The following is a 16,639-nucleotide window of genomic DNA, read 5'->3' on the forward strand; positions in this document are numbered from 1 at the left end:
CGTAAAACCTGTTCGGGAGCAGGGTGAAAGTGGAGGCGGGCGCCGTGACGGAGGAAGGACGTGCGTCGGATGCCACCGCACGGGGCGTGGCAGCAGTCGCACTCCCGACAACACTTAACAGCCGTCCGCAAGTCGAGGGACCGTATGGTCGTCGACTACTTCCTCGGTGTCCTCGAGAAGACGGTGAACGACATGGCCGCGGGGTTCGAGGCGGCGGTCCCCCGGCTGATTTCCGCCGTCGTCTTCGTGCTTCTCGCCTACGCAGGCATCCGCATCGCCTTGGCCATCCTGCGGCGGTTCCTCGACGGAGTGATCGCCGACCGCGAGGCGCTCGTGGTCCAGCTTTTCGTCACGGTCGTCGGGATATTCCTGTGGTTCGGCGCCGGCCTCGCGACGCTGAAGATCGCCGGTCTCGGAGAGATCGCGGCGAGTCTCGGGACCGCCGTCGGCTTCATCGCGCTCGGCGTCTCCTACGCGCTCTCGGAAATGATAGAGGACACCGTCGCCGGCGTGTACCTCCTCCGGGACCCGGACTTCGAGGTCGGCGACCGTGTCGAGGTTGCTGGGATAGTGGGGTCGGTCGAAGCGATCGAACTCCGGAAAAGCCGCTTCGAGCGCGAGAACGGCGACACGACGGTGCTGGCCAACCGAGACGTGGAATCGAAGTGGACGAAACGCGCCGACTGAGGCGGGTCCGCCGCCGCCACGCGCGGGCGCGTGCGGGGGTTTTTTACCCACCGGGTGGTTAGGGGCAGACAGATATTCAGATGTCTAAGGATAGTGAATACAGTGCCGGGCAGATACAGGTGCTGGAGGGGCTGGAAGCAGTCCGGAAGCGCCCGGCGATGTACATCGGGTCGACCGATGCGCGCGGTCTCCACCATCTCGTCTACGAGGTCGTCGACAACGCCATCGACGAGGCGCTGGCCGGCTACTGCGACACCATCGAGGTGGTCGTCGACGATGACGGCTCCGTCGTCGTCCGGGACGACGGCCGGGGCATCCCCGTCGACGTCCACGAGGAGTACGACCGGCCGGCCGTCGAGGTCATCATGACCGTCCTCCACGCCGGCGGGAAGTTCGACAGCAAGTCCTACCAGGTCTCCGGCGGATTGCACGGCGTCGGCGTCTCCGTCGTCAACGCCCTCTCGAAGTGGCTCGAGGTCGAAGTGAAGCGGGACGGCGCCGTCTGGCGCCACCGATTCGACCACGGACAGCCGGAAAACGACCTCGAACGTGTCCGTGACATGGAAGCGGACGAGGAGACGGGTACCGAGATACGCTTCTGGCCCGACGATGACATCTTCGAGACCGACGAGTTCAACTACTCGACGCTGGAGTCGCGGCTCCGGGAACTGGCCTTCCTCAATCCGGGCGTCGAAATCACGCTCCGGGACGAACGCCCCGAAGAACCGGAATCGTCCACCTTCGAGTACGAGGGCGGCATCCGGGAGTTCGTCGAGTACCTCAACGAGACCCGCGACGTCCTCCACGAGGAGGTCGTCTACTTCGAGGACGAGGAGGAGGACATCCAGGTCGAAATCGCCATCCAGGCGACGGCGGGTGTCCAGGGCTCGATCCACGCCTTCGCCAACAACATCAACACCCGCGAGGGCGGCACCCACCTCACCGGCTTCAAGACCGCCCTGACGCGGGTCATCAACGACTACGCCACCTCCAACGGGATGCTGTCGGACCTCGACGGCACGCTGAAGGGCGAGGACATCCGCGAGGGCCTGACCGCCGTCATCTCCATCAAACACCCCGACCCGCAGTTCGAGGGCCAGACCAAGACGAAACTCGGCAACAGCGAGGTCCGGGGTATCGTCGAGAGCGCCGTCCACGAGCAACTGGCGACCTACCTCGAGGAGAACCCAGACACTGCCGAGACCATCGTCTCGAAGGCAGTCGAGGCCGCCAAGGCCCGGAAGGCCGCGAAGAAGGCCGAGGAACTCACCCGGCGGAAGTCCGCCCTGGAGTCGACGTCGCTGCCGGGCAAACTCGCGGACTGTCAGACCCGCGACCCCGAGGATGCCGAACTGTTCGTCGTCGAGGGCGACAGCGCCGGCGGAAGCGCCAAACAGGGCCGCAATCCCGAGTTCCAGGCCATCCTCCCCATCCGCGGGAAGATTCTCAACGTCGAGAAACACCGCCTCGACCGCATCCTCGAGAACGACGAGATCCGGAACCTCATCACCGCCATCGGGACCGGCATCGGCGAGGAGTTCGACATCGAGGAGGCACGCTACGAGAAGGTAATCCTGATGAGCGTCGACGGCGAGGAACACGGGTTCGTCCGCGACGGCGACGGGAACAGGCGGTTCGTCGAAATCGGTCCGTTCATCGATGAGGTCATCGAGTCCGACGGGGACGGGTACGAGGAGTACGAGGTGCTCTGTTTCGGCCGGGACGACCACGAGACGAAGTTCCGGCCCATCGACCAGGTCATCCGCCACGAGATAGACGAACCGCTGTACGAAATCGAGACGGCGTACGGGCGTAGCCTGAAGGTGACCGCCTCCCACAGCGTGTTCGTCCAGCGTGACGGCGGCGTCGAACTCGCGGAGGGCAACGAGATACGTCCCGGCGACCGCGTGGTCGCGCCGCGGTCCCTGCCCCTTCGGGGCGACCGGGACGGCGATCGTATCGATCTGCTCTCGGCGTTCGTCGACCGCGCCGACGACCTCGACTCGGAAATTTACGCACGCGGCGACGGTATCGAGGCGATGTTCAAACGGAAGGTGCGCGAGGAGTACGCCGCCGACGGCGGGACCGTCGCCCGTGCGGAGCCACGGGTCGAGGCACCCGAACCGGTTCGAACGTCGCTCCGTGACCAGCGGAACGAGGCCGGCCTCACCCAGCAGGAGGTTTGCGAGGTCGTCGACGTTGCACAGCCGATAACCATCTCCCAGTGGGAACGGGGGGAATCACGCCCGACCGTCTCGAAGTTCCAGGCGTACTGCGAGGCCGTGGGTGCCTCGCCGGCGGCGGTCATGGAGAACGTCGAGGTGACGAACTCCCTGCTCGACCAGCGGTGGAACGACCAGTACGAGGGCTCGCAGACGAACCGCGTTCGGGACTACGTCCGGGTGAGCGAACTGACCGAGGCGGACCTCGAATTGATACCGACGGACGCAGCGGTCGAACTCACGCCGGAACACTACGCCGACCACGGTATCGACCGGTACGTTACGGTCGACGAGACCTTGCTCGAACTCCTCGGGTTCTACGTCGCCGAGGGTTCCTGTTCGCCCCGGAACGGCGTCCGACTGGCGATGGGGCCGAACAACCGGTCGCTGATAGACCGATACCGAGATGCGTTCGAGAGCGTGTTCGGCATCCGCGGCAAGCACAGCGAGTACGACGAGCGGATCGGGGAGGTGAAGCTCGTCAACAGGGCCGCCGCGCTGGCGTGGGAGCACGTTTTCGGTATCGAGGCCGACTCCGCCGCGGAAAAGACGATACCGGACCTCGCGTTCAACGTCTCGGAGGCGCTCCAGTCGGCGTTCCTCGAGGGATACCTGCTGGGGGACGGGACGGTCACCGAGAACGGCATCGCCTGGACCACCACGTCACGCGACCTGGCGAGTGGTCTCCAGTACCTGCTTTCGGCCCGCGGCGTCGTGGCGTCGCGGTCCGAGACGGAGGCAGCGGCGATACCCGACGGAACTATCGGCGACCGCGATATCAGAACGACGAGCGAGAAACACACCGTCTCGGTCACCGCGAAAGACGACCTCGAGTCGTTGTCGGACGTCTGGGCCGACCACGAGAACGCGGACCCCCTCCGGGAGCACCTCGCCGACGGATGGACGACGCCCGCGAACCGCTCCTACGAGGAGATATCGGACGACCTCGTCGGATTGCCGGTTCGCTCGGTCGAGGAGGTCGAGCCGTCCGGCGAGTACGTCTACGACTTCTCCGTCGAGACCGACGAGAACTTCGTCGCCGGTACTGGTGGTCTCTGTGCGCACAACACCGACGCCGACGTCGACGGAGCGCATATACGGACCCTGTTATTGACCTTCCTCTACCGGCACATGACGCCGCTCATCGAGCGCGGCTACGTCTACGCGGCCCAGCCGCCGCTGTACCGCATCCGCAAGGGTGGGAAGACCTACGACGCGATGACCGAAGCCGAACGCGACCGCATCATCGAGGAGGAGTGCGACGGGAATCCGACCCAGACCCAGCGGTTCAAGGGGCTGGGCGAGATGAACCCCGAACAGCTGTGGGACACGACGATGGACCCGGAAAACCGCATCCTCAAGCAGATTACCATCGAGGACGCCGCCGCGGCCGACCGGATGTTCAGCGTCCTGATGGGCGATGCGGTCGAACCGCGCAAGCAGTTCATCAAGGAGCATGCCGACGACGCCGAGTGGGTGGACATCTGATATGAGCTCCGACGTACCCGACACGCCGGACGTGCCCGCCGAGGAGGTCCAGCCCGTCCGCATAGAGGACGAGATGGAGCAGTCCTACATCGACTACGCGATGAGCGTCATCGTGGGGCGCGCGCTGCCGGACGCCCGGGACGGCCTCAAGCCCGTCCAGCGGCGCATCCTCTACGCGATGAACGAGATGGGCGTCACGGCCCGCGCAGGTCACCGGAAGTCCTCGTCGGTCGTCGGCGAGACGATGGGGGACTACCACCCGCACGGCGACTCGGCCATCTACGACGCCTTGGCGCGGATGGCACAGGACTTCTCGCTGCGGTACCCGCTGGTCGACGGGCAGGGCAACTTCGGGTCCGTCGACGGCGACCCGCCGGCAGCCATGCGGTACACCGAGGCCCGGATGGCACCCATCGCCGAGGAACTGCTCGCGGACATCGACAAGGACACCGTCGACTTCGAATCGAACTACGACGACCGGCTGACCGAACCCGAGGTGCTGCCGTCGAAGGTGCCGAACCTGCTGGTCAACGGCGCCTCGGGCATCGCGGTCGGCATGTCGACGAAGATTCCCCCGCACAACCTCGGAGAGGTGATAGATGCGGCCATCCACCTCATCGACAACCCCGACTGTTCGGTCGCCGACCTGATCGACACGCCCGACTCGGACGGCTACGTGAAGGGGCCGGACTTCCCGACCGGCGCCAGCATCGTCAACCGCGAGGGGCTGTGGGACGCGTACACCGAGGGCCGGGGGCGGCTCCGCGTCCGCGCGGACATCGAAATCGAGTACGACGACGGCGGTGACCGCCTCGTCGTCACCGAACTGCCCTACCAGGAGAACAAGGCCCGCCGCATCGAGCGCATCGCCGAGGACGTGAACGAGGGCAAAATCGAGGGCATCCGCGACATCCGCGACGAGTCCGACCGCGACGGCGTCCGGGTCGTCATCGAGTGCAAGCGCGGTGCCAACGTCGACGTGGTGAAGAACCAGTTGCTCGAACACCACCTCGAGAACACCTTCTCGGTCATCTCGCTGGCGCTCGTCGACGGCCAGCCGCGCGTGTTGAACCTCAAGGAACTGCTCGAGCAGTTCGTCGACCACCGCCGGGAGGTCGTCCGCCGGCGCTCGGCGTTCGAACTCGACGAGGCCGAAGACAGAGCGCACATCCTCGAGGGTCGGCTAGTCGCCCTGGAGAACGTCGACAGCGTGGTCGACATCGTCCGGGACAGCGAGGACCGCGACGCCGCAATCGAGGGCCTGCAAGTCGAGTACGACCTCTCGACGGAGCAGGCCGAGCACGTCGTCCGGATGCAACTCGGGTCGCTGACCTCGATGGAGGCCGGCGAGGTCGAAGACGAGTACGAGGAGGTCCAGGCCGAAATCGAGCGACTGGAGACCATCCTCGCCGACGAGTCGGAACTGCTCGGCGTCATCAAGGAGGAACTCCGCGAGATCAAGGCGGACTACGCCGACGAGCGCCGGACCGACATCATCGAGGACGCCGGGTCGGTCACCCGCGAGGACCTCATCGCCGAGGAGGAGGTCGTCGTCGTCGTCACGGAGGACGACTACGTCAAGCGGATGGCCCTCTCGGAGTTCGACCCCCAGCACCGCGGCGGCAAGGGTATCATCGGCTCCCGGCCGAAGGAGGGCGACCGTGTCTCGACGGTCTTCACCGCCTCGACGCACGACTACCTGCTCTGTTTCACCGACCAGGGGCAGGTCTACCGGCTGAAGGTGTTCGAGCTGCCGGAGATGGGCCGGACCGCCCGCGGTACGTCGGCGGTGAACGTCATCGACCTCGACGACGGCGAGGAGATAACCGCCGTCGTCAACACCGACGACATCGACTCGGGCTACCTGGCGATGGCCACCCGGAACGGCTACGTCAAGCGGACCGCGGTCTCGGCGTTCGAGAACGTCCACTCCGGGGGGATTCGGGCGGTCAGCCTCGAGGCGGGCGACGCCCTGGTCGACGTCGAGGTCACCTCCGGCGACGGCGACCTCCTGATCGGGACCCGCCGCGGCATGACTATCCGGTTTGCCGAGACCGACGCCCGGCCGATGGGTCGTTCCGCTCGCGGCGTCAACGGCATCAAACTGCAGGAAGGAGACCAGGTCGCGGGACTGGTGGCGGCCGACCCCGACGACGACCGCGACCTGCTGACGGTCACGAAACACGGCTACGGCAAGCGGACGCCGCTCGGTGAGTACCGCCAGCAGTCCCGCTACGGGAAGGGGCTCATCGACATCAAGACCGACGACCGGAACGGCCCGGTCTGCTCTATCAACGCCGTCTCCCCCGACGACGGTCTCGTCATCATGAGCGAGGCGGGCCAGATAATGCGTACCCGGGTCGAGGAGGTCTCCGAGGTCGGTCGCAACACGAAGGGCGTCGTCGTGATGGCCGTCGACGACGAGGACCGGGTCGCCGGCGTCGACGTGGTGGACAACAGCGACGACGGCGACGAGGAACCGCCGGAGACCGACGAGGCGTAGCGACCGTCGGGGGCGCGAACCGCCTTCGAGTCCGGGCCACCCCACAACAGTTTTGTGCAACAGCGAACAGATTCCACCATGGCAGACTCCGGAGAACACGAGTTCGGCGAGTTCGGCGGCCAGTACGTCCCGGAACCGATGCTGGAGCCGCTCGAGCAGCTGACGGGCGCCTTCGAAGAGATCGTCCCGACGGAGGAGTTCCAGGCGGAGTTCCGGGCCGTCCTCGAGGAGTTCGCGGGCAGGCCGACGCCGCTGTTTCACGCCGAGAACCTCAGCGAAGCCTACGGGGCCGACATCTACCTCAAGCGGGAGGACCTGCTGCACGGCGGCGCTCACAAGATCAACAACTGTCTCGGGCAGGCGCTGCTGGCAAAGAAGGCCGGCAAGGAGCGGCTCATCGCCGAGACGGGGGCCGGCCAGCACGGCACCGCGACGGCGATGGTCGGCGCCCTGTTCGATCTCGATACGGAGATATACATGGGCGAGAAGGACGTCGAGCGACAGAAGATGAACGTCTTCCGGATGCGGCTGATGGGCGCAGAGGTCACCGAGGTGACCCGCGGCGGTGCGGGGCTGGCCGACGCCGTCGACGCCGCCCTGGAGGACTTCGCGGCCAACGTCGAGGACACCCACTACCTCGTCGGGAGCGTCGTCGGCCCGGACCCGTTCCCGCGGATGGTCCGGGAGTTCCAGTCGGTCATCGGCGAGGAGGCCAGAGAGCAGTTCCGCGACCGGACCGGCGAGTTACCGGACGCCTGCGTCGCCTGCGTCGGCGGCGGGTCGAACGCCATCGGCCTGTTCGACGCCTTCCGGGACGATCCGGTCGAGTTCTACGGCGGCGAGGGTGGCGGGAAGGGCGCCGATTCGACGGAACACGCCGCGCCGCTTTCGGCTGGCGACGAGGACGTCATCCACGGGATGCGGACGCGCGTCATCGACGACGACGTCGACGTCCACAGCGTCTCTGCAGGGCTCGATTATCCGGGCGTCGGCCCCGAGCACGCCATGTTCCGGGCCGTCGGCCGCTGTGAGTACCGCGCCATCACCGACGACGAGGCGCTGGCCGCCTTCCGGGACCTCTCGGAACTGGAGGGGATCATTCCCGCGCTGGAGACCGCCCACGGCGTCGCCCTGGCGGGCCAGCTCGCCGACGAGGGCGACCACGACACGATCCTGGTGAACCTCTCGGGGCGGGGCGACAAGGACATGCAGCAGGTTTCGGAGATGCTGGACCTCGGGTAGGCCGACGGCGGGGGGTCGGCCGCGCCGTCGCCGGTCAGATGTAGCCGAAAAGCGGCAACGCGAGCACGAGCAGCCAGCCGATCAGGCCGACGAGAAGCGGCGCACGGCTCCGGCCTTCGGCGGCGGTGGCGCTACCGGCGGCCAGGAGACCGACGGCCATCAGGACCGAAAGCCGGTGGAGCGCAAAGCGGATCGGGAGGACGGCGACGCCCATCAGGACGAAGTCGACCAGGAAGGCCGTCCCGAGCCCGCCGACGGCGTGGGTACCGGCCCACACCGGGGCAGACCCTCGGCCGCCGCGGTAGGCGACGGCTGGGAGCCCAACCGCCAGAACGAGGTACAGCGGCGCGGCGAGTAGCTTCGGCGAGACGCCGACGAAGGCCCTCTCGAGACCGATACCTGCCAGCCGGGTACCGATGTAGATTCCGAACAGGAGCCCGCCGACGGCCGCCTCGCGGCCGTGCTCGATGGCGATCCGCGACAGGAGGCGGGCGACGTCCTGGGCGCGACCGACGGCTGCAAGCCCGACGAGCGGGGCCACGAAAAGCGCCGTTCGGACGACGGTCACCCAGCCGTCGCCGTCGACCGTCGGGTTGTCGTAGAACCGCCGAGTGACCTCGCCGACGTAGGGTTCGTCCATGAAGTCCCGCTCGACGGCCTCGCGGGCCTCCGAGATGCCGGTGACCGTGTGGCGGAGCCGGAACCAGTCCCAGTGTTCGGTGTGGGCCTGCATGGCCGTCCACTCGCCGTGGGGGTCCTCGTAGGCGCGGACGTGGAGCCGCTGGCCGAGGTAGGTCCCGGCGTGCAACTGGTAGGATTCGTCCAGCCAGCGGTCCTCGCCGTCGACGGTCACCCGCGTGTAGCGGTTCGCGCCGCGGGCCCCGCCCCAGTCGATGTCGTCCTCGAGTTGCTCGGCCCGTCGTTCGGGCTCGGACGCGCCGCCCGTTCCGTTGCCGCCGGCAGTCCCGTTCCACTCCAGTTCCGTCCGGGCTACCATCGACCGCCGCACCTCGTCGGTCGGTCCGACGACGACGAGGTTGACGCCGAGCGTTCGGCCCCCGTGACTCCGCGTTCGGGAGGTGTAGGGCCACAGGCCCGACCCATCCTCGACGGGCCTGACCGTCGTCGGCTCGGCCGGGTTCTCGATCGGACTCCCGCGGCGGGGCCACTCCGAAAGGACGACGGCGCCGGCCAGCGAGGCGACGAGAAGCAGGGCGGCCGCCGTCCAGGCGGCACGCTCCCCGCCCGCGTCGGTCCGGTCGGTCACGATGAGGTGGCTACGCGAGCGAGGGGCAAGTAACTGATGCGGGTCGAGGCGAGCGAGTGCCGGTCACAGGATGCGGTCGCCGAGCCCGCTCGAGATCAGTTCGACGGCGAGGTCGGCGGTCCGGTTGTGCGAATCGAGGATGGGGTTGACCTCGACCACCTCCATGGAGCAGAGCGCGTCGGTTTCCGCGACCAGTTCCATCGCGGCGTGGGCCTCCCGGTAGGTCACGCCGCCGGTGACGGGCGTCCCGACGCCGGGCGCTTCGTCGGGATCCAGAAAGTCCATGTCGAGGCTGACGTGGAGGGCGTCGACGCCGTCCAGCGCCGCCTCCAGAGCGTCCTCGACGACGGGGACGATGCCCCGGGTGTCGACATCGCTCATGGTGTAGGCGGCGACGTCGCTGTCGGTGATGGCCGTCCGCTCCTCGTCGTCGATGGAGCGGAGGCCGACCATGGCGACGTTCTCGGCCGCGACGTCGGCCGTCGCCCAGTTCATCTCGCCGAAGACGCCCTGGCCGAGTATTGCGGCGACGGGCATCCCGTGGACGTTGCCGCTCGGCGTCGTCGCGGGCGTGTTGAAGTCGCCGTGGGCGTCCAGCCAGAGGACGCCGACGTCACGGTCGCGGCTGGCGCCGCCGACGCTGCCGATGGCGATGGAGTGGTCGCCGCCGAGCACCAGCGGCGTCTCGCCGTCGTCGATGGCGTCGGCGACCGCGCTCTCGACGCGCCTGCAGACCCACCGCGTCTCCTTGAGGTACTTCGCGCTGCCCTCCTCGGGGCGCTCGGCGTTGGGGTCCCGCCCCTCCGGGTGGGGGACCGGCAGGTCGCCGGCGTCGTCGTAGGAGATGCCGACGTCCCGTATCGCCTCGGCGAGGCCGGCGTACCTGATGGCCGACGGCCCCATGTCGACGCCGCGTCGGTCCGACCCCAGGTCCATGGGCGCGCCGATGACTCGGACGTTCATACCCGTCCGTCGGCGCTCGCCGCGTTAAAGCCTGCGCCGGGGTCGGTGGTCGGGATGGTCCCGGCGGAGCAGCCGCGAGTTGAACGGAGGCGAACCGGCCGACTGCACGGTCGATTCGAGGGCTTCGGCAGCCGGCCACGGGCCGCCACGGCTCCGTCCACCGCCGGGTTTAAGACGCGAACTACCGAATGCTAGTTTATGTCATCAATAGAGCTCACCCCCAGCCAGAAAACGATCCTGCAGGAGCTGGTCAACCTCTTTCGGGAATCGGAGAGTGCAGTAAAGGGCGAGGACATCGCCGAGAAAGTAGACCGGAACCCCGGCACCATCCGCAACCAGATGCAGAGCCTGAAGGCGCTGCAGCTCGTCGAGGGCGTCCCCGGGCCGAAGGGCGGCTACAAGCCGACCGCCAACGCCTACGACGCGCTGAAGATACAGGAGATGGACCAGGCGGCCGACGTCCCGTTCCGGCACGACGGCGAGCTCATCGAGGGGGCCAACGTCCAGGAGATAGACCTGACGAGCGTCCACCACCCGGAGCTGTGCCGGGCCGAGATCAAGCTCCAGGGCTCCATCGCGGACTTCGGCGAGGGCGACAGCATAAGCGTCGGCCCGACGCCGCTGTCGAAACTGCTCATCAAGGGGACGCTGGAGGGCAAGGACGACACCAACAACAGCCTCATCCTCACCATCGACGAGATGGTGGCTCCGGCGGGCGAGGAAGCCCCCGACCACTGACCGGCGAAACCGCCCGACACGGCCCGGATCGGAAACTTTTGCCGCGGCTTTCGTTTCAACAGGTTTGTATCAGTGGACTCCCGAGTTTCCGGTATGACGGACGACGTCGTCGTGCTGGGGTCGGGTTACGCCGGCACTGGCGCGGTCAAGCGACTTGAATCGGTGCTGGACGACGAGGCCGATATAACGTGGGTGTCGGACGTCGACCACCACCTCGTTCTCCACGAATCGCACCGCTGTATCCGGAACCCCGAGGTCAAAGAGAAGATCACCTTCGACGTCGCGGAGATCAAGGCGCCCTCGACGCGGTTCGTCCAGGGGCGGGTCACCGACATCGACGCCGACGAGCGCATCCTGACCCTCGAGGACGACTCGACCATCGACTACGACTACCTCCTGGTCGGGTTCGGCTCCCGGACCGCCTTCTTCGGCATCGAGGGGCTCGAGGAGCACTCCCTGACGCTGAAGACCCTCCAGGACGCCCTGGACATCCACGAGGCCGTCACCGAGGCGGCCCGCGAGGCCTCCCGCGAGGACCGCGCACAGATCGTCGTCGGCGGGGCCGGACTCTCCGGCATCCAGTCGGCCGGCGAAATCGCGTCGTTCCGCGACAAGCACCGCGCACCCATCGACATCCACCTCGTCGAGGGGCTGGACAACGTTTTCCCGAACAACGACCCCGTCGTGCAGGCGAAACTCCGGAAACTGCTGGAGGAGAAGGACGTCGAGATTCACACCGGCGAGTTCATCGGCGAGGTCGACGAGGAAACCGTCTACGTCGGCGACGAGACGGAACTCGACTACGACGTGCTGCTGTGGGCCGGCGGCATCACCGGCCAGGAGGCCGCCGCCACCGCCGACGTCGAGAAAGACGAGCGCAGCAACCGCATCGAGGCCGCCTCGGACTTCCGGACCTCCGACGAGCGGATATTCGCCATCGGCGACGCCGCCCTGGTCGACCAGCCCGACACCGACCAGCCGGCGCCGCCGACCGCGCAGGCCGCCTGGCAGGCCGCCGAGGTGGCCGGCGAGAACATCGCTCGCGCCATCCGTGGTCAGCCGCTGAAGGAGTGGACCTACGACGACAAGGGGACGCTCATCTCCGTCGGCGAGAAGGCCGTCGCCCACGACGTCAAGGGGCTGCCCGTCGACACCTTCGGCGGCCCCGCCGCGAAGGCGCTGAAGAAGACCGTCGCCGCCCGCTGGATCAAGAAGGTCAACGGCTTCGCCGACGCCGCCAAGGCCTTCCCCGACATGTAGACCGGCGCCGTCCGGAACCCCCTCTTCGGTACCGAACGTCCGCGTCCCTCTCGACGGACGCACCGCTGGTCGTTCGATGTTCGCGAGAAGACGGCCGGCTCAGATGAGGTCCTGTTCCTCGAGGTCGTCCATCACGTCGTCGACGAACGCTTCGGCGGAGTCGTACGGGAAATCCCCGCCGCCGAGCTTCGTGTTCAGTTCCATCGCAGTCATCGAGAAGTCCCCGGATTCGAACTTCGTGCCCGGCCCGTTGGGAAGTGCCGGGACGAGGTCCATCGGGCTGTTGATCGGGTAGTCGGCGCCCTCGAAGGCGTCTATCATCTGCTGGCGAAGGTCCTCTTTGTCGACCATGGTCCGTCGGTGAGAAGGACCGTAACGATTTAAAATTACCTAAAACTGGTAATCGGATCCCGCATCGAGACTTACCAGACCAATCAATCGAGCTGAAATAGTTTTCAGAGTAAAATCCTCTCCGGGTGTCAGATACCGAGCGTCGCCCGGAGCGTGTCGCGGGTTCCCGGGCCGAGTCCGACCGCGAGGATGGCGATGAGAAGCAGGTACGCGTAGCGGGGGCTCTCGTCGAATATCTGCTCGTCGAACACCCAGACGACGGCGACGGCGGCGACGACCTTCAGGAGGAGGAACGGCCAGGCGGAACCGATGGTCTCCTCGAGGCCACCGTAGCCCAGGAACTCGTACGTTGCCTCCGTGATCCGGACCGTCGCCCGGTTGACGACGTGTTTCGAGCCGTAGGACTGGCCGACGAGTTCGGGACCCCAGTCGAGGCTCAACACGTTGGCGATGCCGTCGACGGAGTGACCCCACACCACGAGAATACCCATCCGACCCGTCCCCTCGTTGATGACGGGCGCGTACCGCTCGGAGACGGCCCAGAACAGCGCCGCGATGACCGTCGCGCCGACGACGACGAGGGCCAGGAAGAGCGGGTTGAAGGCGATTATCTCGCGGGTCGCGGAGGCGTACGCCAGGACGCCGAACGTCGCCAGCAGTGCGACCGCCCCTGCCGCCCCGAGCGCCGGTTCGAACCGTTCCAGGGCGCCGCGGCGGTCCAGCGACACCGTCGCCACCAGCGCCGCGAGCGTGAACCCGAACATCACGAAGTAGATGAACGGGCTGATGATGAGCGCGACCTCTGGGTACGGGATGAACGTGTCCATGCCCGAGGCGAGGAACGTCGCGTTGACGTCCTCGACGACCCGCAGCGCGCCGCCGAGGAGCATGAACGGGAACAGCGCGAAGTAGAACTCCGGGGACATCTCGATCTCGAGTTTCCGCAACAGCAGCAGGACGCCGACGAGCATGAACACGAGGACGACGGCGTAGGCGACCGTCGAGACGATCGTGTAGCCCGGTTCGGCGACGATGCCATCGGCGGCCCGACAGGCCGACTGGCTGTAGAGCCGTTCGGTGGTGCCGCCGGAGCGGACCGCACACGTCGCTCCGTGGGCGTCGGCGTCGACCGGGCCCCAGAAGTACCGCCAGAGGAACCCGTCGGCGACGCGCTGCGGGAAGGCGACCGCGGCGGCGACCGTGACGACGATGCCGCCGACGAAGGCCGCCAGCCACGCCCGAGCGGGGTCGAGGTCGTCGAATAGCTCCATACCGTCCCTCCGGCCACCGCCGGTTTCACGCTTCCGGTCGCGGGCGGAACCCGCACACGCCCGGGGCTACGCCTCGGCCGCCCGGGCCGCCGCCAGGACCACGTCGTGAGCCTCGCCGTTGGAGGCGACCAGTCCCCTGCTGTCGTGTCGCCACGGGTCGCCGTCGAGGTCCGTGACGGTGCCGCCCGCGGCCTCGACCAGCCCCGCGCCGACGACGCTGTCCCAGGGGTACGCCGCGACGTTCGTCACGACGGCGTCGACCGCGCCGGCTGCACACAGCGCCAGCGAGTACTGCGCCGACCCGTACCGCCGCATGTCGCCGAACCGCTCGACGATACCGCGACAGATGCCCGCGTACTCCTCGCGGCGGTCCATCTCCCACCACATCGTCGCCACGACGGTGAACGCCTCGGGGTCGGTTCGGTCGCTGACCGACGCCCGCTCGCCGTTCATGTAGGCCCCCTCCCCGTCGAGCAGGAAGGTATCCTCGATGGCCGGACAGACCGTCGCGCCGGCCACTGGCTCGCCGTCGACCGTCGCCGCGACGCTCGTCGTCCACAGCGGCACGCCCCGGACGAAGTTGTTCGTCCCGTCGATGGGGTCGACTATCCAGGCCGGGCCCTCGTCGGGCACCGCCGTCGCCTCCTCGTCCTCCTCGCCGACTATCGGCTCGTCGGGGTACGACTCGGCGATGGTCGCCGCGACCTGCCTTTGGGCGTCGCGGTCGGCCTGCGTCACCACGTCCGTCTTGCCCGACTTCGTCTCGACGGCGACCCCGTCCCGGAACGACCCCGCGGCGACGGCGCCGCCGGCCTCCGCCGCCCGCAGCGCACAGTCGGCTCGCTCTCCCATACCCGCCGTCGGTCGGCGTCCCGGAAATCGACACCGGTTCGTGGCGAGCGCCGACGCGTCGCTCGTCGTGTGGCGTCGAGAGAGTCTTTGCGAGGGAAGACGCCCCAGAGAGGCGGTCTTCCGCATGCGCTCGCGGCGCAGAGCGCCGCTCGCGTTGCCCGAGCCGACGCCCTTCGGTCGCCGGCTCGCCATGCGAGGGAAGGGATTTGAACCACGGAAAGACGGTCGGGCTCACTGCGTTCGCCAGCTGCGACTTTCCTGGTCCAAACCCCTTCGAGCATCTTGCCGCGCCGCGGTGAGCGGCGCGGCGGCGATGCGAGGGAAGGGATTTGAACCCTCGGACCTCTACAGGAGCGGATCTTGAGTCCGCCGCCGTTTCCCGGCTTGGCTACCCTCGCACGCGGTCTGGATTCGGTGAGGCGACGGGTAAAGCGTTGCGGGTTCGGTCGAAACACGACACCGAAGTACCCTCACCACCTACCACGAGTATGGCGACGCCACCCTACCTCGTCGAGGAGGCCGGCGAACTGTTCCTCGACGTCTCCGTCGGTAGTCCGGGCCGGAAACAGTTCGCGCTCTCAGAGCGGGCGACGGCGCTTCTGGTCGACGACCTGGAGTACGGCAACCGGGACGTGGTGCCGTGGCTGACGGCCAAGACGCTCGTTTTGGCGGGCGGGGCCTACCTCCGCGACGAGAAGGCCGACGCCCGCGAGACGGCGTGGGCAATCACGGGCGCCGACGGCGGCCGCGAGATTACCGACGAGGAACTCCGGGCGCTCGGGGAGTACCTCACGAGCGTCGAGATCGACGGCCACGCCGTCGAGACGGCCAGAGAGCACGTCGAGTCGACGCGGCTCTCGGAGGTCGTCTCGCCCGACGATGTCCGGGGCAACCGCGAGCGCACACAGGGGCTGCGCGACATCGCAAAGGACCTGTAGAGTTACACCGCCGGAGCCACAAGCGTCGACGATGGACGACCACACCCGCGACGAGACGGTGGGACCGCCGCGCGACGACCCCACGGGCTGGCGGGCCGACGGCCGATGGGAGCACGCCACCCTCTGGCGGGCGACCGAACATGGGGTGCGGCTGTACAACTCCGACGCGTTCCACGAATCACACGACTGTTTCGAGAATGTTTGGCCGAGTGTAAACAAATTGTACCGTCAGGGAACCGCGTTCGAGCGGCCAGCAACTAGCCTATGAACGACCACACGCAAGACCCAAACGTAGGCCCACCGATTTCAGGGAACCCGACCGGGTGGCGGCAAGACCGGAGCGTGTCGAATGGGTGGGAACATGGGACCCTTCGGCGGGCGGTGATTCACGGCGTCCGGCTATACAATTCCGGCGCATTCCATGAATCGCATGACTGTTTTGAATCAGAGTGGTATAATTACGGGAGAGGGACCACAGAAAGCGCGTTCGCTCACGGAATGGTACAAGTTGCGGCGGGCGCATACAAGCACTTCGATTTCAACGACGACGCCGGGATGCGTAACCTCTTCGAGACGGCGCTACAGTATCTCCACGGCGTCCCGAATGATTACTACGGGGTTGACGTTCTCGGCGTTAGAACCACGCTCACGAACGCGCTTAATAATCCAACCAGGTTAGAAGGGTGGCAGATTGAACTTGACGGCGAGCGGCCGGAAGCCCGACCGGAGGATTACGAACACGCCGAAAGCCTGGAATGAGAGGGTGTCATAGAACGGTTGGCATACCCAGATACGAATCGGTCGATGTAGGATAGAGAATTAGTCGTTTCGTGAAGTGCTTCGGGGTCAAGTGGTTC

At 67.1% G+C, this 16,639-nt stretch carries 13 protein-coding genes, 1 tRNA gene and 3 pseudogenes; 11 read left to right on the forward strand and 6 right to left on the reverse strand.

Features of this window, described 5'->3' with window-relative positions; all coding sequences use genetic code 11:
- Nucleotides 1–144 precede the first annotated feature (144 nt).
- From NLF94_RS09295 to trpB, 6 genes and pseudogenes are all read left to right on the forward strand, one after another.
- Nucleotides 145–687 carry a mechanosensitive ion channel domain-containing protein gene (locus tag NLF94_RS09295; protein WP_254841190.1) on the forward strand — a complete coding sequence of 181 codons (543 nt, stop codon included), beginning with the start codon at nucleotides 145–147 and terminating at the stop codon, nucleotides 685–687.
- Between the two features lie 80 nt (nucleotides 688–767).
- A pseudogene (locus tag NLF94_RS20955) lies at nucleotides 768–2,291 on the forward strand (DNA gyrase subunit B); the annotation flags it as partial.
- A pseudogene (locus NLF94_RS20960) lies at nucleotides 2,265–3,971 on the forward strand (helix-turn-helix domain-containing protein); the annotation flags it as partial. The pseudogenes NLF94_RS20955 and NLF94_RS20960, both read left to right, overlap by 27 nt.
- A 6-nt stretch (nucleotides 3,972–3,977) precedes the next feature.
- Nucleotides 3,978–4,397: pseudogene (locus tag NLF94_RS20965) on the forward strand (DNA topoisomerase IV subunit B); the annotation flags it as partial.
- A 1-nt stretch (nucleotide 4,398) separates the two neighbouring features.
- A complete protein-coding gene (gyrA, locus tag NLF94_RS09305; RefSeq protein WP_254841192.1) occupies nucleotides 4,399–6,900 on the forward strand; it encodes a DNA gyrase subunit A in 2,502 nt (833 codons plus the stop codon).
- Between the two features lie 78 nt (nucleotides 6,901–6,978).
- The gene (trpB, locus tag NLF94_RS09310; protein WP_254841193.1) at nucleotides 6,979–8,142 is read left to right on the forward strand and encodes a tryptophan synthase subunit beta; all 1,164 of its coding nucleotides are present in this window, start codon (nucleotides 6,979–6,981) and stop codon (nucleotides 8,140–8,142) included.
- A gap of 34 nt (nucleotides 8,143–8,176) precedes the next feature.
- Here trpB and NLF94_RS09315 read toward each other — a convergent pair whose 3' ends face one another.
- Both NLF94_RS09315 and rocF read right to left on the reverse strand, forming a co-directional pair.
- On the reverse strand, nucleotides 8,177–9,409 hold the full coding sequence (locus NLF94_RS09315) for a hypothetical protein (protein WP_254841194.1): 1,233 nt from the start codon (nucleotides 9,407–9,409) through the stop codon (nucleotides 8,177–8,179).
- A gap of 63 nt (nucleotides 9,410–9,472) precedes the next feature.
- Nucleotides 9,473–10,372: an arginase gene (gene rocF / locus NLF94_RS09320; protein ID WP_254841195.1), complete on the reverse strand. Its 900-nt coding sequence runs from the start codon at nucleotides 10,370–10,372 to the stop codon at nucleotides 9,473–9,475.
- A gap of 198 nt (nucleotides 10,373–10,570) precedes the next feature.
- Here rocF and NLF94_RS09325 point away from each other — a divergent pair, with 198 nt between their 5' ends.
- Together NLF94_RS09325 and NLF94_RS09330 are read left to right on the forward strand one after the other, a co-directional pair.
- Nucleotides 10,571–11,110: an HTH domain-containing protein gene (locus NLF94_RS09325; RefSeq protein WP_254841196.1), complete on the forward strand. Its 540-nt coding sequence runs from the start codon at nucleotides 10,571–10,573 to the stop codon at nucleotides 11,108–11,110.
- 93 nt (nucleotides 11,111–11,203) lie between these two features.
- Entirely contained in the window at nucleotides 11,204–12,370 is a 1,167-nt protein-coding gene (locus tag NLF94_RS09330; RefSeq protein ID WP_254841197.1) for an NAD(P)/FAD-dependent oxidoreductase, read from the forward strand.
- A gap of 99 nt (nucleotides 12,371–12,469) precedes the next feature.
- Here the strand turns inward: NLF94_RS09330 and NLF94_RS09335 are convergent, their stop codons facing one another.
- From NLF94_RS09335 to NLF94_RS09350, 4 genes are all read right to left on the reverse strand, one after another.
- Nucleotides 12,470–12,721 carry an MTH865 family protein gene (locus tag NLF94_RS09335; protein WP_254841198.1) on the reverse strand — a complete coding sequence of 84 codons (252 nt, stop codon included), beginning with the start codon at nucleotides 12,719–12,721 and terminating at the stop codon, nucleotides 12,470–12,472.
- 128 nt (nucleotides 12,722–12,849) lie between these two features.
- Nucleotides 12,850–13,992 carry a DUF63 family protein gene (locus NLF94_RS09340; protein WP_254841199.1) on the reverse strand — a complete coding sequence of 381 codons (1,143 nt, stop codon included), beginning with the start codon at nucleotides 13,990–13,992 and terminating at the stop codon, nucleotides 12,850–12,852.
- Between the two features lie 66 nt (nucleotides 13,993–14,058).
- The gene (locus NLF94_RS09345; protein WP_254841200.1) at nucleotides 14,059–14,844 is read right to left on the reverse strand and encodes an inositol monophosphatase family protein; all 786 of its coding nucleotides are present in this window, start codon (nucleotides 14,842–14,844) and stop codon (nucleotides 14,059–14,061) included.
- Between the two features lie 314 nt (nucleotides 14,845–15,158).
- Nucleotides 15,159–15,242, reverse strand: a tRNA-Leu gene (locus NLF94_RS09350).
- Nucleotides 15,243–15,332: 90 nt separating this feature from the next.
- Here NLF94_RS09350 and NLF94_RS09355 point away from each other — a divergent pair.
- From NLF94_RS09355 to NLF94_RS09365, 3 genes are read left to right on the forward strand one after another with little or no spacing between them, the layout of a single operon-like run.
- Nucleotides 15,333–15,782: a hypothetical protein gene (locus NLF94_RS09355; protein WP_254841201.1), complete on the forward strand. Its 450-nt coding sequence runs from the start codon at nucleotides 15,333–15,335 to the stop codon at nucleotides 15,780–15,782.
- Nucleotides 15,783–15,813: 31 nt separating this feature from the next.
- Nucleotides 15,814–16,050, forward strand: coding sequence for a DUF309 domain-containing protein (locus NLF94_RS09360; RefSeq protein WP_434085391.1), 237 nt, complete (start codon nucleotides 15,814–15,816; stop codon nucleotides 16,048–16,050).
- Nucleotides 16,047–16,541 carry a DUF309 domain-containing protein gene (locus NLF94_RS09365; RefSeq protein WP_254841202.1) on the forward strand — a complete coding sequence of 165 codons (495 nt, stop codon included), beginning with the start codon at nucleotides 16,047–16,049 and terminating at the stop codon, nucleotides 16,539–16,541. The genes NLF94_RS09360 and NLF94_RS09365 overlap by 4 nt, the downstream gene beginning before the upstream one ends.
- The last annotated feature ends 98 nt before the right edge of the window (nucleotides 16,542–16,639 follow it).

It is taken from the genome of Natronomonas marina (assembly GCF_024298905.1).
In the GTDB taxonomy this organism is placed as follows: Archaea; Halobacteriota; Halobacteria; order Halobacteriales; family Haloarculaceae; genus Natronomonas; species Natronomonas marina.

What these genes read in the sequence shown, in the direction of transcription:
- NLF94_RS09295 (WP_254841190.1), top strand. Translation starts at nt 145, where the DNA reads ATGGTCGTCGACTACTTCCTCGGTGTCCTCGAGAAGACGGTGAACGAC.
- NLF94_RS09355 (WP_254841201.1), top strand. Translation starts at nt 15,333, where the DNA reads ATGGCGACGCCACCCTACCTCGTCGAGGAGGCCGGCGAACTGTTCCTC.
- NLF94_RS09335 (WP_254841198.1), bottom strand. Translation starts at nt 12,721, where the DNA reads ATGGTCGACAAAGAGGACCTTCGCCAGCAGATGATAGACGCCTTCGAG.
- trpB (WP_254841193.1), top strand. Translation starts at nt 6,979, where the DNA reads ATGGCAGACTCCGGAGAACACGAGTTCGGCGAGTTCGGCGGCCAGTAC.
- rocF (WP_254841195.1), bottom strand. Translation starts at nt 10,372, where the DNA reads ATGAACGTCCGAGTCATCGGCGCGCCCATGGACCTGGGGTCGGACCGA.
- NLF94_RS09360 (WP_434085391.1), top strand. Translation starts at nt 15,814, where the DNA reads ATGGACGACCACACCCGCGACGAGACGGTGGGACCGCCGCGCGACGAC.
- NLF94_RS09345 (WP_254841200.1), bottom strand. Translation starts at nt 14,844, where the DNA reads ATGGGAGAGCGAGCCGACTGTGCGCTGCGGGCGGCGGAGGCCGGCGGC.
- NLF94_RS09365 (WP_254841202.1), top strand. Translation starts at nt 16,047, where the DNA reads ATGAACGACCACACGCAAGACCCAAACGTAGGCCCACCGATTTCAGGG.
- NLF94_RS09330 (WP_254841197.1), top strand. Translation starts at nt 11,204, where the DNA reads ATGACGGACGACGTCGTCGTGCTGGGGTCGGGTTACGCCGGCACTGGC.
- gyrA (WP_254841192.1), top strand. Translation starts at nt 4,399, where the DNA reads ATGAGCTCCGACGTACCCGACACGCCGGACGTGCCCGCCGAGGAGGTC.
- NLF94_RS09325 (WP_254841196.1), top strand. Translation starts at nt 10,571, where the DNA reads ATGTCATCAATAGAGCTCACCCCCAGCCAGAAAACGATCCTGCAGGAG.
- NLF94_RS09340 (WP_254841199.1), bottom strand. Translation starts at nt 13,992, where the DNA reads ATGGAGCTATTCGACGACCTCGACCCCGCTCGGGCGTGGCTGGCGGCC.